Source organism: Flavisolibacter ginsengisoli DSM 18119 (assembly GCF_900129295.1).
GTDB lineage: Bacteria > Bacteroidota > Bacteroidia > Chitinophagales > Chitinophagaceae > Flavisolibacter > Flavisolibacter ginsengisoli.
In genome coordinates this window covers 22,774-39,849 of record NZ_FQUU01000016.1, presented here as the reverse complement: position 1 = coordinate 39,849, position 17,076 = coordinate 22,774, and the positions used below count along the sequence as shown (strand labels likewise).

The following is a 17,076-nucleotide window of genomic DNA, read 5'->3' as shown; positions in this document are numbered from 1 at the left end:
GGATTTTAGCTAGTCTGGTTGCAAAACAAATGTAAACTACAAAACCTCAAATTCATAATCTACTTCGTACAAATACTTACTGAAAACGAAGGTGTTAAAAGGAAATTGTTTTTTGCTACCTACTTTTGCTGCTCAAAGCCAACAAAAAATGAATTTGATCCCGGAACTGCGCTGGCGCGGCCTCATTCAGGATATTGTGCCAGGTACTGAAGAGCAATTAAACAAGGAAATGACCGCTGGTTATATAGGATTTGACCCTACAGCCGATTCTCTACACATTGGCAGCCTGGTTCCTATATTAATTTTAGTACATATGCAAAAGGCTGGCCATAAACCTATTGCGTTAGTTGGTGGGGCCACTGGTATGATTGGTGATCCCACAGGTAAAAGCCAGGAAAGGAACCTGTTAAGTGAAGAAGAATTAAAGAGAAACCAGGAAGGCGTAAAAAACCAGTTAATGAAGTTTCTTGACTTTACACCAGGTAAACCTAATGCTGCAGAAATGGTTAATAATTACGATTGGTTCAAGGAAATGAATTTTTTAGAATTCATAAGAGATGCCGGTAAACATATTACGGTTAATTATATGATGAGTAAGGAAAGCGTTCGAAAAAGAATAGATAGCGAAACTGGCATAAGCTTTACTGAATTTACTTATCAATTGATCCAGGGCTATGATTTTTATTGGCTGTATAAGAACAACAATTGTAAACTGCAGATGGGCGGCAGTGACCAATGGGGAAATATTACTACGGGTATAGAATTAATTCGTCGTAAGATAGGTGGTGAAGCGTTCGCCTTTACCTGCCCATTAATAAAAAAAGCTGATGGCGGGAAATTTGGAAAAACAGAACAAGGAAATATATGGCTTGATCCAACCAAAACCACTCCCTACCAGTTTTACCAGTTTTGGTTAAATGCGGCTGATAATGATGCTGAAAAGTGGATAAAAATATTCACCTTTTTGCCTAAAGAAGTTATTGATGAACTTATCACTGAACATCAATCCGATCCTTCAGCCCGTGTGCTGCAAAGGAAACTTGCAGAAGAACTTACCATATTTGTACATGGCAATGAGGAATATAAAAAAGCTATTGATACCACTCAAAAACTATTTACCCAACAAAATGCTTCTGCAGAATCTTTAAGTGCAGAAGATTTGCAAGGAATGAAAGGGATTATCAACATTTCTTACGACAAAGAGAAATTGGGAAATGGTATAGATGTCATTACACTTCTTTCAGAAACCAATGTTTTTCCAAGTAAGGGAGAGGCAAGAAAAATGATACAGAATGGAGGAGTAAGTATCAACCGGCATAAGGTGCCAGGGGTTACACATATGGTTGATGCATCGCAGCTACTTCATCATAAATACCTGTTGATCCAAAAGGGAAAAAAGAATTATTACCTGCTAGTGGTTCATTAGAAAGTAGTTGAACTTCTCTCCTCCTTTTTTATTAATAGAATGGCTTTTTTTTCAAAGTGCTCCTTGATAAAAAAAGCTATTACCCCTGCAAGAGCTATTAATATGCCCCAAAGGGCAAACCAACCAGTAGAAAAAAACACGAATAGCCATATCAAAATAGAGGTAATCACAGGAAGTGGATAAACCCACATGCTGAAAGGCAACACCTTTGCTTTATTTCTCCTTCTAAGTAAAACTACGGCAATGGATTGGGCAATAAATTGAACAAGGATACGCATAGCTAATATGGCACTTATCACTCCTTTCAGTGAAAAACTTAATGAGAAAATAATTCCCAGTCCGGCAATATAGAGTAGTGAAATATAAGGGAATTCCTTTGTAGGGTGTAGTTTGGCAAATGGTTTGAAAAAATTGTTATCGAGTGCTGCAGCGTATGGAACCCTGGAATATCCCAACAGCACAGCGAACAGAGATGCAAAAGCAACCCATAATACAAGAGCTGTGGCAATTCTGGCGGCTCCAATTCCATAAATTCTTTCAATGAATACGCTGACAATAAATGAATAGTTTTTTGCTTCCTGCCATGGAACTACACCAACAATACTTATATTCATAGCAAGGTATAAAATAGCTATGCCAGTAATTGAAATAAAAATACTTCTTGGAATATTTTTTTCCGGTCTTACAATTTCTCCTCCCAGGTGGCAAACATTATAGTAACCCAGGTAGCTATAAATAGTTTTCACACTACCTTGTCCAAGAGCAATCCAGAATGCTGCCTTAAAGAACTCGCTGGTATCGTTTGGCCAAAAATTATAGGGTATCTGCTTGTGCGTAAAACCGCCGGCAATGATCCAAACAATAGTAATCATCACACCTACCCAAAGTAATACCGAAAGCTTTCCAATAGTTTCTATTTTCCTGTATAATAATAACACAAGGAAAACTATAACGACCACTGAAACCAACTTTTCTTCATACAGATTTAGGGGTACAAGGTATTTCACATACTGCGCAAATCCTATGGAGCCTGAAGCTACTACCAGGGGCGCCTGGATTGATGTTTGCCAAACGAACAAAAAGCTCATTAATTTTCCTCCTCTCCTGCCATACGCCTCCCTGAGAAAATTATAGCTTCCGCCAGCCAGGGGAAAAGATGCTCCCAGTTCACTCCAGATCATACCATCGAGGTAAGCAATCACAGCCCCAAATATCCAGGCATATAAAAATAAAGGGCTATTGAAATATCCAATAACCAGGGGTATCACAACAAAAGGCCCAATCCCAACCATGTCAATCATATTGATGGAAGTGGCCTGTAAAAGCGTGATCTTACGTTTTAAGTTATGTGACATGAAGCAGGTATCACCTAAACCTTTGCAAAATTGGCTATACCATTAACCAGGACATCCAGGTTTTTAGTAGTTGTATAAACATTAGGTGTTATGCGAACACCCTTAATATTTTCCCATTCTATCGAAGTAGTATGAATTTTGTAATTACTAAAAAGAAAGTTATCTAGCTCAGACGGTTTTTTCCCTTCTATAGAAACAAGGCCAATAGCACATCCCCATTTTGGATGTAGTGAAGTATGAATTTTCACATTTGGAATATCTTTTACCTTATCCATCCAATAATTCTTAAGGTAATGCAACCTTTTTTCTTTCCTTTCACTACCTATCATGTCATGAAATTCTAAAGCTTTACCAATAGCTTGCTCAATATAAAATGGGCGGGTGCCAAGATTTTCAAATTTCCTTATATCGTCTTTTAAAGGATTATCCCCTGCAAACATGGGATAAAGATTTTTGATCTTTTCCTTTTTCACGTATAGCATACCGCTACCTATTGGAGCATAAAGCCATTTATGCAGGCTTGTTGCAAAATAATCAGCATCCAGGTCGGGAATCCTGAAGTCAAAATGAGCAAAGCTGTGGGCACCGTCTACCAATACATCAATATTTCTTTTATGTGCTTCCTGCGCTATTTCCTTTACAGGTATAATCTGGCCATTCCAATTTATTATATGGGTAATGTTTACAGCCTTCGTTTTGGAGGTAAAAGCATTTATATATTGCTTCACTAAATAGCTTTTGTCCTCTGTTGGCAATTCCAGGTTTACCCAATTGATCTTTATTCCGTCTCTTAGTTCTCTTTGTTTCCATGCATTAACTACATTCGGATAATCCTGTTTAGCCACCACTACCTCGTCTCCCTGCTTAAGGGGCAAACCAAAAATGACAGTTTCTAATCCTTCCGAGGAATTACGGTTTATAGCAATTTCATCGGAAGAGCATCCGGCCATTTTTGCCAGGTTACCTCTTAAAGTTTCTCTTCCCTGGTCCAGAACCCGCCACATATAATAACTCGGGGCTTCATTACAGTAATCATAGTACCTTTTCATTGCATCCTGCACTGTTTTTGGCGCTGGTGATACTCCCCCATTATTTAAATTAATGATTGAAGGGGAAACTGTGAAGGACTGCTGTATATAATACCAAAACTCTTCTTCATTTGCCAATTCATCTGCAGTCAGGTTTTCACTATTTCTTATGGCCCTTTCCAGGTTTCTACTCCATGATGGCTGAACCAGGGTACTAAAAAAAGCTGTTGCAGTGGCTATACCGGCTTTCTGTATAAAATTGCGGCGGTCAAATGGCATAATGGTTTTTCATAAATGTAGTTATTTTCTTTTCTGTGAGGATGGCATGCAAAATATTATCTGTAGACTATTTATAATCAAATAGCAGGTAAATAGTAGGAATCTCTTAAAAAATTTGGTTCATCTTGCCTGTGCCTTTATTTTTGCACTCCTTTTTGATCGCAATATCAATATAGGTTGAGTTTGAGCTATGGTGTAACGGTAGCACTACAGATTTTGGTTCTGTCTGTCTAGGTTCGAATCCTAGTAGCTCAACAAAAAACCGGTCTTCGACCGGTTTTTTAATTTATTAATATCCTCCTTCTCTTATTCCTTTTAGTTCGGCAATATCCACCTGGTCAAGATAGGGATCGAGTAATTCTAGTTTATTGAAGGCTTTTAAATACAACGGCTCCTCCGTGGCTTTATCAAAGAAGATCTCCACGTAAAACTGGTATAATGAATACAATTCCACAGTAATATTCCTGCAATTCCTAACAAGGTCCAGGCATACGCCATCTACAGATAATAGCTGTGTTTGTATATCTTCATGTAGAGACAAATATTCCTGGTAGGTGATCATAAATGGGGAATTATAATAAAATATTCATAAAATCTTAATTGAAAATATCATGCCCGGTTATCAGGAATTTAGAAAAAATACCAGTTCCTATAGCAAGATCAGGCGTTTTGGTTTAGCAATCTGATATTTTCCCGAAGCTTTTTTAGTAATGTCTACCTTAAAAATGTGTACTATTTAGAGATTATTATTGAAAATAAACCAGAATTAAATATAGATTTGCATTTCCCACATAAATGAGCAACAACATACATAACAAGCATTATATCTTTCATGCGCGCATTTCTACCCGCATGTATGATGTATGTTTTGATATTTTTCGCTACCTCTCAAGACGACGACCTGGTTGCTGATAGGACGAGCCATTAACCAAGGCCCCTATCAGTGAAATCTCCCAAGTTTATTGGTACAGGATTGGTTATCCAACTACTTACAACAATTCTTTTTACAAATTGGAACAGAATATTGTCATTAGGGTGGCAACACCAGAAGATAAAAAATATGCCGAAACCATTACAAATGAAATGGAGTCTTCGGCAAAAGCCCGTGGTACAGGTATAGCTAAAAGATCACCAGAATATATTTCACAGAAAATTGAAGAGGGCAAGGCTGTAATAGCTGTCACTAACGAGGGTACATGGGTTGGGTTTTGTTATATAGAAACCTGGGAAGGTGAGTATGTGGCTAACTCCGGGTTAATTGTATCCCCTGACTTTCGCAAAAGTGGTGTGGCTAAAGCTATTAAAGAACGCATTTTTAAACTCAGCCGTGAAAAATACCCGGAAGCAAAGATCTTTGGGCTCACAACAGGCCTGGCTGTAATGAAGATCAATAGCGATCTTGGCTACGAACCTGTTACTTATTCTGAACTCACGCAGGATGAAAAATTCTGGGCAGGATGCAAAAGTTGCGTCAATTATGATATTCTAATGAGTAAAGAACGCAAAAACTGCCTTTGTACTGCCATGCTTTACGATCCAAAAGATCATTACCAGCCACAGGAAACGAGTGAGCATTTTGAAAAGAAAAGTAAGGTGTATGAAAGATTACTCAAGATCAAGCAAAGCAAATTTCTAAAAAGATTACGCGGTATTGAAAAGAACAATTCTGACCGTAATACAAATAGGAAACTCAAAATGAGCCTATTTAACTTTTTCCACTTCTAAATTCTTTCAATAGCAATGGTTTCAAAAATTGATTCTTTAAAAGGTTCCCAGGAAAGGAAAGGCGAAAAAATAATTCTAGGATTTAGCGGAGGTTTAGATACTTCTTTTTGTGTAAAATATTTAACCGATGAGCAAGGTTATGAAGTTCATAGTATTATAGTTAATACTGGTGGCTTCACTGAAGAAGAATTAAAAGATATAGAAGCACATGCCTATAAACTAGGTGTAAAATCTCATACGACTATTGATGCTGTGAAAAGCTATTATGACAGGATCATTAAATACCTCGTATTTGGAAATGTTCTTAAGAATAATACATATCCTTTAAGTGTAAGTGCTGAAAGGTTGGTACAGGCGCTGCATATAGCTGAACATGCAAAAGCAATGGGCGCTAAAGCTGTTGCCCATGGAAGTACAGGAGCTGGAAACGACCAGGTACGCTTTGATATGATCTTTCATATTATGATCCCCGGGGTTGAGATAATAACACCAATACGGGACCTTAAATTAAGCCGGGAAGAAGAGATAGATTATTTGAAATTCAAGGGAGTAGAAATGAATTTTGCTAAGGCTGTGTATTCCATAAACAAAGGGTTATGGGGCACCAGTGTAGGAGGAAAAGAGACTTTATCTTCTAAAGGAATGTTGCCTGAAGAAGCCTGGCCAACCCATGTTTCAAAAACCGGCGATGAAGAGATAAAATTGCATTTTAATAAGGGGGAACTGATTGCTATTAACGACCAGTCTTTTGCTCACCCTGCCGAGGCAATTCAACAACTCCAAGCTATTGCAGGCGCTTACGGTATTGGAAGAGATATACATGTCGGAGATACTATTATAGGTATAAAAGGACGTGTAGGTTTTGAAGCTGCTGCTCCAATGATCATTTTAAAATCACATCATGCTCTTGAGAAGCACGTGTTGACCAAATGGCAACTAAACTGGAAAGATCAGTTGGCCTTATTTTACGGCAATTGGCTACACGAGGGCCAGATCCTTGATCCTGTGATGAGGGATATTGAAGCTTTTTTCCAAAACTCGCAGGAAAATGTAACAGGTGAGGTTTTTGTTCAGCTTCTACCATATAGATTCCAGGTTATAGGCATTAATTCAGCGTATGATCTCATGAGCAGTAAGTTCGGAAAGTATGGCGAAATGAACACAGGATTTACAGGTGAGGATGTAAGAGGATTCAGTAAGATATTTGGCAATCAAACCTCAATCTACCACCAGGTACAGGAATCAAATAAATAATGCATGCCATTTCAAAATATTATCCCTTAAAACATTATAAATGGGGCGCTGAATGTGATGGATGGAATTTGGTTGATAATAAGAACCTTTCCATTAAACAGGAGAGAATGCCACCAGGCACTTTGGAACAACTTCACTATCACAAGGAGGCACAACAATTCTTTTATATCCTTAAGGGCACAGCAAATCTTCTTGTTGAAGGCGAAACAATAGAACTCAATCCGGGAGAAGGAATTCATATTGAAGCAGGGAAAAAACATTGCATTAAAAATAATGGATCAGGGGATGTTGAGTTTTTACTTTGTTCCAATCCCTCAACTATAATGGATAGGATAAATTGCATTTGAACATGAAAAATATAAAGATCGGCATTATTGGAGGTGCTGGCTACACAGGAGGTGAACTTATACGACTCCTGATAAACCATCCCGGAGTTACGCTTTCTTATATTCATAGCCGCAGTAATGCAGGCAAGCCCGTAACCTCTGTTCATCATGACCTTGTTGGCGATATTGACCTTATTTTTTCAGGTCAATTATCAAATGATGTGGATGCTCTTTTTTTATGCGTGGGTCATGGTGAAGCAAAGAAATTTCTTGAGGCCAATGAGGTACCTGCCCATATAAAAATTATAGACCTTTCACAGGACTTTCGATTAGATTCCAATTCTAATTTCCAGTCTAGGAAATTCATATACGGCCTTCCGGAGTTAAATAAAGATAAGATCACCACTGCCCAAAACATCGCTAATCCAGGCTGCTTTGCAACAGCTATACAGTTAGGATTGCTACCCCTGGCAGCAGCAGGTATACTAAATGAAGTGCATAGTACTGGCATTACCGGTTCCACAGGTGCAGGACAGGGCCTTTCTTCTACCTCTCATTTTAGCTGGAGAGCTAATAACATCCAGGCTTATAAAACATTAACACATCAGCATTTAAAAGAGATCAATCAATCCCTGGATCAATTAGGTGCCCAAGCCCCTGAAATTAATTTTGTTCCCTGGCGGGGTGATTTTACAAGGGGTATTTTTATAAGCTCCATGATCAATTGCCAGTGGGATCATCAACAGTTATTTGACCTTTACCAGGATTTTTATAAAGATCAATCTTTTACCATAGTAAGCAGGCAGGAGATTACTTTAAAACAAGTGGTTAATACAAATAAGTGTATTATACAATTAGAAAAAGTGGGGACCAAACTGGTAGTCCATTCGGCAATTGATAATTTATTAAAAGGGGCATCAGGCCAGGCTGTTCAGAACTTCAACTTAATGTTTGGCATGAATGAAAAAGAAGGGTTAGCCCTAAAGGCAACAGCATTTTAATGTTATAATATGAAAGCATCTATCATTGGAGGAGGAAATATTGGAATGGCTCTGACTGAAGGATTGATCAATTCCTTGGCATGTGAGCCCGCTGATATTACTATCACCCGTCGCAATCTTGCTGCCCTGGAAAGTATAGCCGGTAAAGGCTTTAAGGCAGAAACTGATAATGCCAAAGCTATTCAGGACGCTGATGCCATCTTCATCTGTGTGCTGCCACAACAATTAGATGAAGCCCTGGCTCAGATCAGGCCTGCCATTAATCTAAAAACTCAATTGGTTGTTTCAGTTGTTACAGGGGCACATACTCAGGTGTTCCGTGAAAAATTAGGAGAAAATATACGAATTGTCAGGGCTATGCCTAACACAGCTATGAAGGTAAGAGAAAGTATGACCTGCCTTTCAGCTGTGAATGCTACAGAGAAAGATATATCTCTGGTGCAGGATCTGTTTAATACAATGGGACAGTGTATAGTAATTAATGAGGACCTTATGAGTGCTGCCACGGCTTTATGTGCATGTGGTATAGCATTTTTCCTACGCACCATCAGGGCGGCTTCTCAGGGTGGCGTAGAAATAGGGTTTCATGCACATGATGCACTTACAATAGCTGCACAAACAGCATTTGGCGCAGCAAAGCTGCTCATAGCCAACAAAACTCACCCTGAGCAGGAAATTGATAAAGTGACCTCTCCAAAGGGTTGCACAATTGCAGGGTTAAATGAAATGGAACACCAGGGATTAAGTTCAGCGCTTATTAAGGGAATCAAACTCTCATCCAATATTGCTAATAATTTATACAAACAATCATGAAACTTTTCGATGTTTACCCTATCAATGATATCACCATAGAAAGAGCAAAAGATTCTTATGTATGGGATGAAAACGGAGTACAATACCTGGATATGTATGGGGGCCATGCTGTAATTAGTATTGGACATTCCAATCAGCATTGGGTAAAGAGAATTGAAGAACAGCTAAATAAGATCGCCTTCTATTCAAATTCTGTTCAAATTCCTATTCAAAAAGAACTCGCAAAGAAACTATCAAAACTTAGCGGAAAAGAAGACTACCAACTTTTTCTTGTTAACAGCGGTGCTGAGGCCAATGAAAATGCATTGAAGCTGGCTTCTTTTCATACAGGTCGTAAAAAGATAATTGCCTTTAAAAAAGCTTTCCATGGCAGAACGTCTTTAGCTGTAGCTGCAACCGATAATCCATCGATCATTGCTCCTGTCAATGAAACTGAAAATGTAGTATTCCTGCCATTCAATGATGAAGCGGCGTTAAAAGAATATTTTCAAACTAACGGCACTGAAGTAGCAGCAGTGATTATTGAAGCAGTACAAGGTGTAGGTGGAATTACGTTAGCTTCCCCAGGGTTTTTGCAATTGCTTCGGAAGTTATGCGATGAAAACGGAGTTATACTCATTGCTGATGAAGTGCAATGTGGTTATGGCAGAAGCGGAAAGTTTTTCGCTTTTGATCATGCTGGGATCAACGCAGATATTTATACTATGGCAAAAGGAATGGGAAATGGCTTTCCCATTGGCGGCATTTTAATTGCTTCGCATATCAAACCAAAATATGGAATGTTAGGTACCACCTTCGGAGGAAATCACCTGGCTTGCGCTGCAGGCCTTGCTGTACTGGAGGTAATGGAAGAAGAGGACCTGGTAGAGAAATCAAAACAGCGTGGCCAGTACCTTATTAATAAATTAAGGAAAATTGACGGTATTGAAAATGTTCGGGGTTTAGGATTAATGATAGGGTTTGATGTTCCATTAGGTTTAAAAGATCTTCGCAAAAACCTGTTATTACATCACAATGTTTTTACGGGGGAGGCTAAACCAAATGTCATCCGCTTATTACCGGCATTAACTATAACACGCAAACAAATGGATGAATTCCTTGACGCACTCCAGGAAGCAATTAATGAATTGCGGAGTGAACAAAATATTCCGGTGGATGAAGTGTCAGCCTGAATAAAAAAATTTAATTAAAGAAGACATAGAACAACACATATAACCCTATTTAAATTGAAACAGTTCATTTCCGCACATGATGTAAAAGATATAAATGCCATTGTTGAAAAAGCATTGCTTTATAAGGCTGACCCGTTTAAAGATAAAACCATAGGAGTTAATAAAAGGATAGGATGTCTTTTCCTAAATCCCAGTATGCGCACCCGTTTGAGCACACAGATTGCTGCACAAAACCTGGGTATGGAAGCAATCGTCTTCAATGTGGGTTCAGAAGGTTGGTCACTTGAATTTGAGGAGGGCGCCATCATGAATGGCAGCACTGTTGAACATGTAAAAGATGCTGCACCCATCATGGGTAATTATTTTGATATCCTGGCTATACGCACCTTCCCTACCCTCAAAAGCCGTGAAGAAGACTACAGTGAACAATACATCCAGCAATTCATTAAATATGCTGGCATACCCATAGTGAGCCTTGAGAGCGCTACACTCCACCCCTTGCAAAGCCTCACAGATGTTATTACCATTAAAGAAACGTTCAGGGAAACAAGAAGACCTAAGATCGTGCTGACCTGGGCACCCCATGTTAAGCCCTTACCTCAGTGTGTTGCCAATAGTTTTGCTCAATGGATCAATGCCTGGGGAGAAGCTGAATTTGTGATCACACATCCTAATGGATATGAATTAGCTGAGCAATTCACCAATGGGGCCAATATAGTTCATGACCAAAATGAAGCTTTAAAAGAGGCGGATTACATCTATGTAAAGAACTGGAGTGCTTACCAGGATTATGGACAGGTTCTGTCCACAGATCCATCCTGGATGCTTACGAATGATAAACTTAAGCTAACGAACAATGCCAAAGTAATGCATTGTTTGCCGGTAAGAAGAAATGTTGAATTAAGTGATGAAATTCTTGATGGTCCCAACAGTATCATAACCAGGGAAGCATCAAACAGGGTTTGGGCAGCCCAGGCTGTTTTAAATGAGATACTTAGATCAAATTAATACTATTGGAAACTTTATCTGTAATAAAGATAGGTGGTAATATCATTGATAATGAGGCTTCTTTATCCTCCTTTTTAAAATCGTTTGCATCCACACCAGGCAAAAAAATACTCGTGCATGGAGGGGGGAAACTGGCAACAAAATTGGCCTCCCAACTTGAAATTCCTCAACAACTTGTGGATGGTCGTAGAATAACGGATGCTGATACACTTAAGGTGGTCACTATGGTCTATGCAGGTTATATTAATAAAAATATAGTGGCCCGATTACAATCACATGGATGCAATTCCATTGGATTATGCGGAGCCGATGGGAATGCCATCCAGGCGCATAAAAGAAATCATCCGAACGTGGATTATGGCTTTGTTGGCGATATAGACATTATAAATGTACCCTTATTTAAAAATTTACTTAGCCAGGATATAAGCATTGTTATGGCGCCTATAACACATGACAAAAATGGCCAGCTATTGAATACAAATGCAGATACTATAGCCCAGGAAATAGCCAAAGGACTAGCTGCTCATTATGATGTATCACTGATCTATTCATTCGAAAAAGCCGGTGTCTTATTGGATGCCAACGATAATGAAACAGTTATCAGGTTCTTAACACCTGGCTATTATAGTGAACTTAAAGACAAAAACCTGGTCTTTGCAGGCATGCTTCCAAAACTTGACAATGCTTTCGTAGCATTGGATAGTGGAGTTACAAAAGTAATTATTGGGCAGGCCGATCAACTTGAACAGTTAATTGCCGGGAACCAGGGTACAACTATAATTAATGAATAACGAAACTGAAATACTAAAACAGGAAGCTATAGCTCTTCTTCGTCATTTAATTACATTACCTTCTTTCAGTAAAGATGAATGGCAGACAGCCAGCGAAATAACTAAGTTTTTGTCAGGCAAGGGTGTTCAGGTCACCAGGGTTGGAAATAATGTTTTGGCCTTAAACAAATTTTTTGATAGTTCCAAACCAACCATTCTTCTTAATTCACATCATGATACTGTAAGGCCAAATAGCAATTACACCCGCGATCCCTTTGATGGAAAAATAGAAGATGGAAAATTATACGGACTTGGCAGTAATGATGCAGGTGGTTGCCTTGTAGCACTGATGATGACTTTCCTGCACTATTATGAAAATGATTCCCTTCAATACAACCTGGCTTATGCAGCTACAGCAGAAGAAGAAATATCTGGTGCGGGAGGCATCGAAAATGCATTAAAATTTCTTCCACCCATTGATTGTGCCATTGTAGGAGAACCTACATTAATGCAAATGGCAATAGCAGAAAAGGGATTAGTTGTTTTAGATTGTACAGCCATGGGCAAGGCAGGCCATGCTGCGAGAAATGAAGGAGAAAATGCAATCTATAAGGCAGTGAAGGATATTGAATGGATTTCCAATCATCATTTTGAAAAAGTATCTGATCTCCTCGGCGCTGTAAAAATGAGTGTAACTGTTATTGAAACAGATAACAAAGCCCACAATGTGGTTCCTGCACAATGCAAATTTGTCATCGATGTTCGGGTTAATGAACAATATACTCTGGAAGAAGTAGTTGAAACTATTAAAGATAATATCAATAGTGATGTATCTCCAAGGAGCCTCCGCATAAGGTCTTCAATTATACCTCTTCAACATCCCCTTGTGCGTTCAGGAATTTCTTTAGGGTTAACGTACTATGGTTCTCCAACAACTTCAGATAAAGCTTTGATGTCTTTTCCAGCTCTTAAAATAGGCCCAGGGGATTCAGCCAGGAGCCACATGGCAGATGAATATATCTATGTTGAGGAAATTAAAAATGGAATTGATATTTACATCCAGGTTTTATCTGAAATATTGTAGTTAGATATATAAAATCAAACTTTCAATATTTTACTCCTAAACACATTTTTACAAAGCGCCAGGAATGCATTTAAGGAAGAATAAAACTCTTCATTGATACTTTTGTATCTCAAGAGCTTATTACATATTCCTTCATCCCATGGCTTAGTAAAAAAATCAAAATAATAAGAACTGTCCGGGTTAACAATTAATTCGACTTCATCTTTCCATTCATAATTAATGCTAAGTATATTAAAATGTGTTTTTTGCATTACTTTATACCCAATGGATTGTCTTGGTAAAAAATCTAAAAATAGATATCCATAATCGCGAATGGCCTTAAATTGAACTTTCTCTTTTTCATACAATACTATCTTTTCATCAATTTCAAGTGACACCCATTTATGAGATTCTTTAGGCATTAAAAATTCTCCTATCAAAGAAGGGGTTTCTATATAACCTCCTTGTGCAACACGTTGTTGTTCCTTTACAAATTTTATAGGATCATTTACATGCTCTAATACCTGGCAGCAAATAACATAATCAAATGATTTATCTTCAAACGGTAAACACTCTCCATCAGCACATACAAATTCCTGGTTGTTATATATCTTCAGATCACCGCTCCTGTGATAATTGTTATAAATATATTTATCGACAATAACATTCGACCTGGTGCTCGGATTATGTCCTCCACCAACTTCAAGAACTTTATACTTTCTTTGAATTGATAAATCATCCCTCCCCTTTGGGTTCCTGAGTTTCATATACAATTCTTGATTCGTTTAAAAACAATCTGGATTTAAACAATAAAATACTTATATCCGGCTTTGCATGACTTTGGTTAACCAGGGTATAAACTGCGGACTTTTATAAGAGTTCTATAACCTTTTTTTGATGGCCCGAAGCATTAAGAATTTGTATCGGAGAAGATTTCGAATCAATACCTTATTACTAGTACTAATATATGGTTTTTGTAAATGAGAAGCAAAATTGTTGATAACTATGTTGAATTGATGAGTATAAAGAAGGTTTAATTTATTGTCATTAGGATAACTGCTAGTGAAGTTCATCCATTGCTTAGTATTTTTACTGGCTTAATAGACATCAAAGTTGCAGTATTCCAAAAAATAATGATATGAAGCTATGGCAAAAGGAATCGACATCTGTTTCAGAATCGGTTGAAAAGTTTACAGTAGGAAGAGATAAGGAATTTGACCTGGCTTTAGCACCTTATGATGTGCAGGGTTCCATTGCACATGTTACGATGCTCGGTGAAGTTGGTTTGATGACAAAGGAGGATTCGGCAAAGGCAGTGCAGGCACTTCATGCAATTGAAAAAGAAATAATTGATGGCCAGTTTGTCATAGAAGAAGATGCAGAAGATGTTCATTCACAGGTAGAATTTTTACTAACCAAACGTATTGGCGAGATTGGTAAAATGATCCATAGCGGTCGGAGCCGCAACGACCAGGTAGCCGTGGATATAAAACTTTACCTCCGGGCCGAAGTGTTGAAAATCAAGGAGGATGCTACTGAACTATTCCAGCTCCTGCTAACACAAAGCGAAAAATACAAGGATAAGCTTTTACCAGGCTACACCCATTTACAAATAGCCATGCCTTCTTCATTTGGATTATGGTTTGGAGCGTATGCTGAAAGCCTCGTTGATGACCTTGAGGTTTTGGCTTCAGCTTACCAGGTTGCAAATAAAAATCCATTAGGGAGTGGTGCTGGCTACGGCTCTTCTTTCCCTTTGAACCGGAAAAGGACAACAGAATTGTTGCAATTTGGATCCCTTAACCATAATTCAGTTTATGCCCAGATGAGCCGTGGTAAAACTGAAAAGATTGTGGCAATGGGACTTTCATGCCTGGCTGCCACCCTTAGTAAATTATCAATGGATTGCTGCCTCTACCTCAACCAGAACTTTGGGTTCATTTCTTTTCCCCCAGAATTAACAACAGGTAGCAGCATCATGCCTCACAAAAAGAATCCTGATGTTTTTGAATTAATCAGGGCAAAGTGCAACCGCATTCAATCCATACCCAATGAATTGATTCTCTTATTGAATAATTTGCCTTCTGGCTATCACCGCGACCTCCAATTAACAAAAGAGATCTTATTTCCAGCCATAGAAGAATTAAAAGCTTGTTTTCAAATGGCAGTGCTGATGCTGTCAAATATTGAAATTAAGGATCATATTCTTGATGATCCTAAATACAAGTATCTTTTTAGTGTGGAAGCAGTAAATGAATTAGTTAACCAGGGTATACCTTTCCGTGATGCTTATCAACAAGTAGGCAACGCTATTGAAAAAGGAGATTTTTATTTTGATCTCTCAAAAGGACTTCAACACACACATGAAGGCAGCATAGGAAACCTTTCAACGATAGGCATCAAAAGCGAAATGGAAAAAGTATTGCAGAAATTTAATTAGCCCAGTTTATCAATGCACTCTTTTAAACTTTCTTTCCATTCCCTTGCCTTGATATGATATACCGACTGAATCTTCTCTTTATCAAGTACTGAGTAAGCAGGTCTTTTAGCTGGAGTAGGAAATTGCGAAGTGGGAATGGGATAAACTTCGCATTTTGAATGCAACTGTATTTTGATTTCATTGGCAAAGTCAAACCAGCTTATCACACCTGAATTACTGTAATTATAAATTCCTGGTTCCCATTTTCCCGAAGTGATGATTTCCATGATCGCTGTTGCAAGGTCCGCAGCATACGTAGGGGATCCTACCTGGTCGTGAACAACGCTGATACTTTCTTTCTCTCCCATCAACCGTTTCATCGTTTTCACGAAATTGTTGCCATACTTTGAGTAAACCCATGAGGTTCGTATAATTACAGCATCTGTATGCTGCATAGCAAGTCTTTCTCCCAATAGCTTTGAATCACCATAAGCATTAACAGGGTCTACAGGGTCGTCTTCCTTTAAAGGAGTGCTGGCTTTGCCATTAAAAACGTAATCTGTAGAAATATGAATCAACCTGCAGTCATATTGGCTGCATAAGGTGGCAATAGCACCAACGGCATGGCCATTGATCTCCTCTGCAATCTCTTTTTCCTTTTCTGCTTTATCCACCGCTGTATAGGCAGCACAATTGATAAAATAGGAAGGGCGGTGTAAAATAAACATCTTTTCAAGGGCGGCCCTGTCAGTTATGGAAAGTTCGGCCCGTGAAAAAAATACAAATTGAAATTCTTTAAACTGCCTGGCTATCTCCTGGAGTTCACTGCCCAGTTGTCCGTTACTTCCCGACACCAATATCTTTCTACCATCACTCATTTTCTGAATTCAAAATTGTTATGGCATTCATTTAAAAATGGCAATAGCAGGTCCTTTTCTGAAACAAGCTCCTCTCCTTTTGGTATACCCCAATCTATCCCAAGGCTGGGATCATCAAAACGTATACCTCCTTCACTTTCTTTATTATAAAAACGATCACATTTATACAGAACAACGGCTGTATCAGAGAGTACCGAAAACCCATGTGCAAACCCTGCAGGAACTAAAAGCTGCCTTTTGTTATCAGCAGAAAGCTCAATAGAAAAACTTTTTCCAAAATAGGGAGACCCTTTCCTAATGTCTATAGCTACATCAAGTATCTTTCCTTGCAGCACACGGACCAGTTTTGTTTGAGCAAATGGGTCTTGCTGGTAGTGCAACCCTCTTATTACACCATAGGATGATTTTGATTGATTATCCTGCACAAATTTTATATCAATACCACCTGCTTTAAAAACCTGTTCATTATAAGCCTCAAAAAAATATCCCCTGTTGTCTTCAAATACCTTAGGTTCAAAAATGAACAGATCTTGTATGGGTGTAGGAATAAATGGCATAA

17 protein-coding genes and 1 tRNA gene are annotated in these 17,076 nt (G+C 38.5%); 12 read left to right on the top strand and 6 right to left on the bottom strand.

Annotated features, from left to right (window positions below):
• Positions 1-148: 148 nt before the first annotated feature.
• A complete protein-coding gene (gene tyrS, locus BUA53_RS16305) occupies positions 149-1,426 on the top strand; it encodes a tyrosine--tRNA ligase (protein ID WP_072836466.1) in 1,278 nt (425 codons plus the stop codon).
• On the opposite strand, the gene BUA53_RS16300 is transcribed toward tyrS, so the two are convergent.
• On the bottom strand, positions 1,423-2,781 hold the full coding sequence (locus BUA53_RS16300; RefSeq protein ID WP_072836465.1) for an APC family permease: 1,359 nt from the start codon (positions 2,779-2,781) through the stop codon (positions 1,423-1,425). The two genes, tyrS and BUA53_RS16300, sit on opposite strands and share 4 nt — an antisense overlap.
• A gap of 14 nt (positions 2,782-2,795) precedes the next feature.
• Complete coding sequence (locus BUA53_RS16295; protein WP_072836464.1) at positions 2,796-4,088, bottom strand: aminotransferase class V-fold PLP-dependent enzyme; 1,293 nt, start codon at positions 4,086-4,088, stop codon at positions 2,796-2,798.
• Between the two features lie 184 nt (positions 4,089-4,272).
• Here BUA53_RS16295 and BUA53_RS16290 point away from each other — a divergent pair.
• Positions 4,273-4,343: transfer RNA gene (locus BUA53_RS16290), tRNA-Gln, on the top strand.
• A 34-nt stretch (positions 4,344-4,377) separates the two neighbouring features.
• Here the strand turns inward: BUA53_RS16290 and BUA53_RS16285 are convergent.
• A complete protein-coding gene (locus BUA53_RS16285) occupies positions 4,378-4,650 on the bottom strand; it encodes a hypothetical protein (RefSeq protein WP_072836463.1) in 273 nt (90 codons plus the stop codon).
• 449 nt (positions 4,651-5,099) lie between these two features.
• Between BUA53_RS16285 and BUA53_RS16280 the strand changes: the two genes are divergently transcribed.
• Genes BUA53_RS16280 through BUA53_RS16240 form a run of 9 tightly spaced genes read left to right on the top strand, consistent with a single transcriptional unit; the run spans position 5,100 to position 13,241 of the window.
• Positions 5,100-5,813: a GNAT family N-acetyltransferase gene (locus tag BUA53_RS16280; RefSeq protein ID WP_072836462.1), complete on the top strand. Its 714-nt coding sequence runs from the start codon at positions 5,100-5,102 to the stop codon at positions 5,811-5,813.
• Positions 5,814-5,828: 15 nt separating this feature from the next.
• On the top strand, positions 5,829-7,067 hold the full coding sequence (argG, locus tag BUA53_RS16275; RefSeq protein WP_072836461.1) for an argininosuccinate synthase: 1,239 nt from the start codon (positions 5,829-5,831) through the stop codon (positions 7,065-7,067).
• Positions 7,067-7,414 carry a cupin domain-containing protein gene (locus tag BUA53_RS16270; RefSeq protein ID WP_072836460.1) on the top strand — a complete coding sequence of 116 codons (348 nt, stop codon included), beginning with the start codon at positions 7,067-7,069 and terminating at the stop codon, positions 7,412-7,414. Before argG ends, BUA53_RS16270 begins: the two co-directional genes overlap by 1 nt.
• A 2-nt stretch (positions 7,415-7,416) precedes the next feature.
• Positions 7,417-8,394, top strand: a complete 978-nt coding sequence (argC, locus tag BUA53_RS16265) for an N-acetyl-gamma-glutamyl-phosphate reductase (protein WP_072836459.1) — start codon at positions 7,417-7,419, stop codon at positions 8,392-8,394.
• A 9-nt stretch (positions 8,395-8,403) separates the two neighbouring features.
• Positions 8,404-9,207 carry a pyrroline-5-carboxylate reductase gene (gene proC, locus BUA53_RS16260; protein WP_072836458.1) on the top strand — a complete coding sequence of 268 codons (804 nt, stop codon included), beginning with the start codon at positions 8,404-8,406 and terminating at the stop codon, positions 9,205-9,207.
• Positions 9,204-10,379: an aspartate aminotransferase family protein gene (locus BUA53_RS16255; RefSeq protein ID WP_072836457.1), complete on the top strand. Its 1,176-nt coding sequence runs from the start codon at positions 9,204-9,206 to the stop codon at positions 10,377-10,379. Before proC ends, BUA53_RS16255 begins: the two co-directional genes overlap by 4 nt.
• Before the next feature lie 54 nt (positions 10,380-10,433).
• A complete protein-coding gene (locus BUA53_RS16250) occupies positions 10,434-11,387 on the top strand; it encodes a Rossmann-fold NAD(P)-binding domain-containing protein (RefSeq protein ID WP_072836456.1) in 954 nt (317 codons plus the stop codon).
• 5 nt (positions 11,388-11,392) lie between these two features.
• The gene (gene argB / locus BUA53_RS16245) at positions 11,393-12,178 is read left to right on the top strand and encodes an acetylglutamate kinase (protein ID WP_072836455.1); all 786 of its coding nucleotides are present in this window, start codon (positions 11,393-11,395) and stop codon (positions 12,176-12,178) included.
• The gene (locus BUA53_RS16240; protein ID WP_072836454.1) at positions 12,171-13,241 is read left to right on the top strand and encodes a M20 family metallo-hydrolase; all 1,071 of its coding nucleotides are present in this window, start codon (positions 12,171-12,173) and stop codon (positions 13,239-13,241) included. The genes argB and BUA53_RS16240 overlap by 8 nt, the downstream gene beginning before the upstream one ends.
• A 14-nt stretch (positions 13,242-13,255) precedes the next feature.
• Here BUA53_RS16240 and BUA53_RS16235 read toward each other — a convergent pair whose 3' ends face one another.
• Positions 13,256-13,987, bottom strand: coding sequence for a class I SAM-dependent methyltransferase (locus tag BUA53_RS16235; RefSeq protein WP_072836453.1), 732 nt, complete (start codon positions 13,985-13,987; stop codon positions 13,256-13,258).
• A gap of 371 nt (positions 13,988-14,358) precedes the next feature.
• Here BUA53_RS16235 and argH point away from each other — a divergent pair, with 371 nt between their 5' ends.
• Positions 14,359-15,660: an argininosuccinate lyase gene (argH, locus tag BUA53_RS16230; protein WP_072836452.1), complete on the top strand. Its 1,302-nt coding sequence runs from the start codon at positions 14,359-14,361 to the stop codon at positions 15,658-15,660.
• Here argH and rfbD read toward each other — a convergent pair.
• The gene (gene rfbD / locus BUA53_RS16225) at positions 15,657-16,517 is read right to left on the bottom strand and encodes a dTDP-4-dehydrorhamnose reductase (RefSeq protein WP_072836451.1); all 861 of its coding nucleotides are present in this window, start codon (positions 16,515-16,517) and stop codon (positions 15,657-15,659) included. The two genes, argH and rfbD, sit on opposite strands and share 4 nt — an antisense overlap.
• Positions 16,514-17,074 carry a dTDP-4-dehydrorhamnose 3,5-epimerase gene (gene rfbC, locus BUA53_RS16220; protein WP_072836450.1) on the bottom strand — a complete coding sequence of 187 codons (561 nt, stop codon included), beginning with the start codon at positions 17,072-17,074 and terminating at the stop codon, positions 16,514-16,516. Before rfbC ends, rfbD begins: the two co-directional genes overlap by 4 nt.
• Positions 17,075-17,076 lie beyond the last annotated feature (2 nt).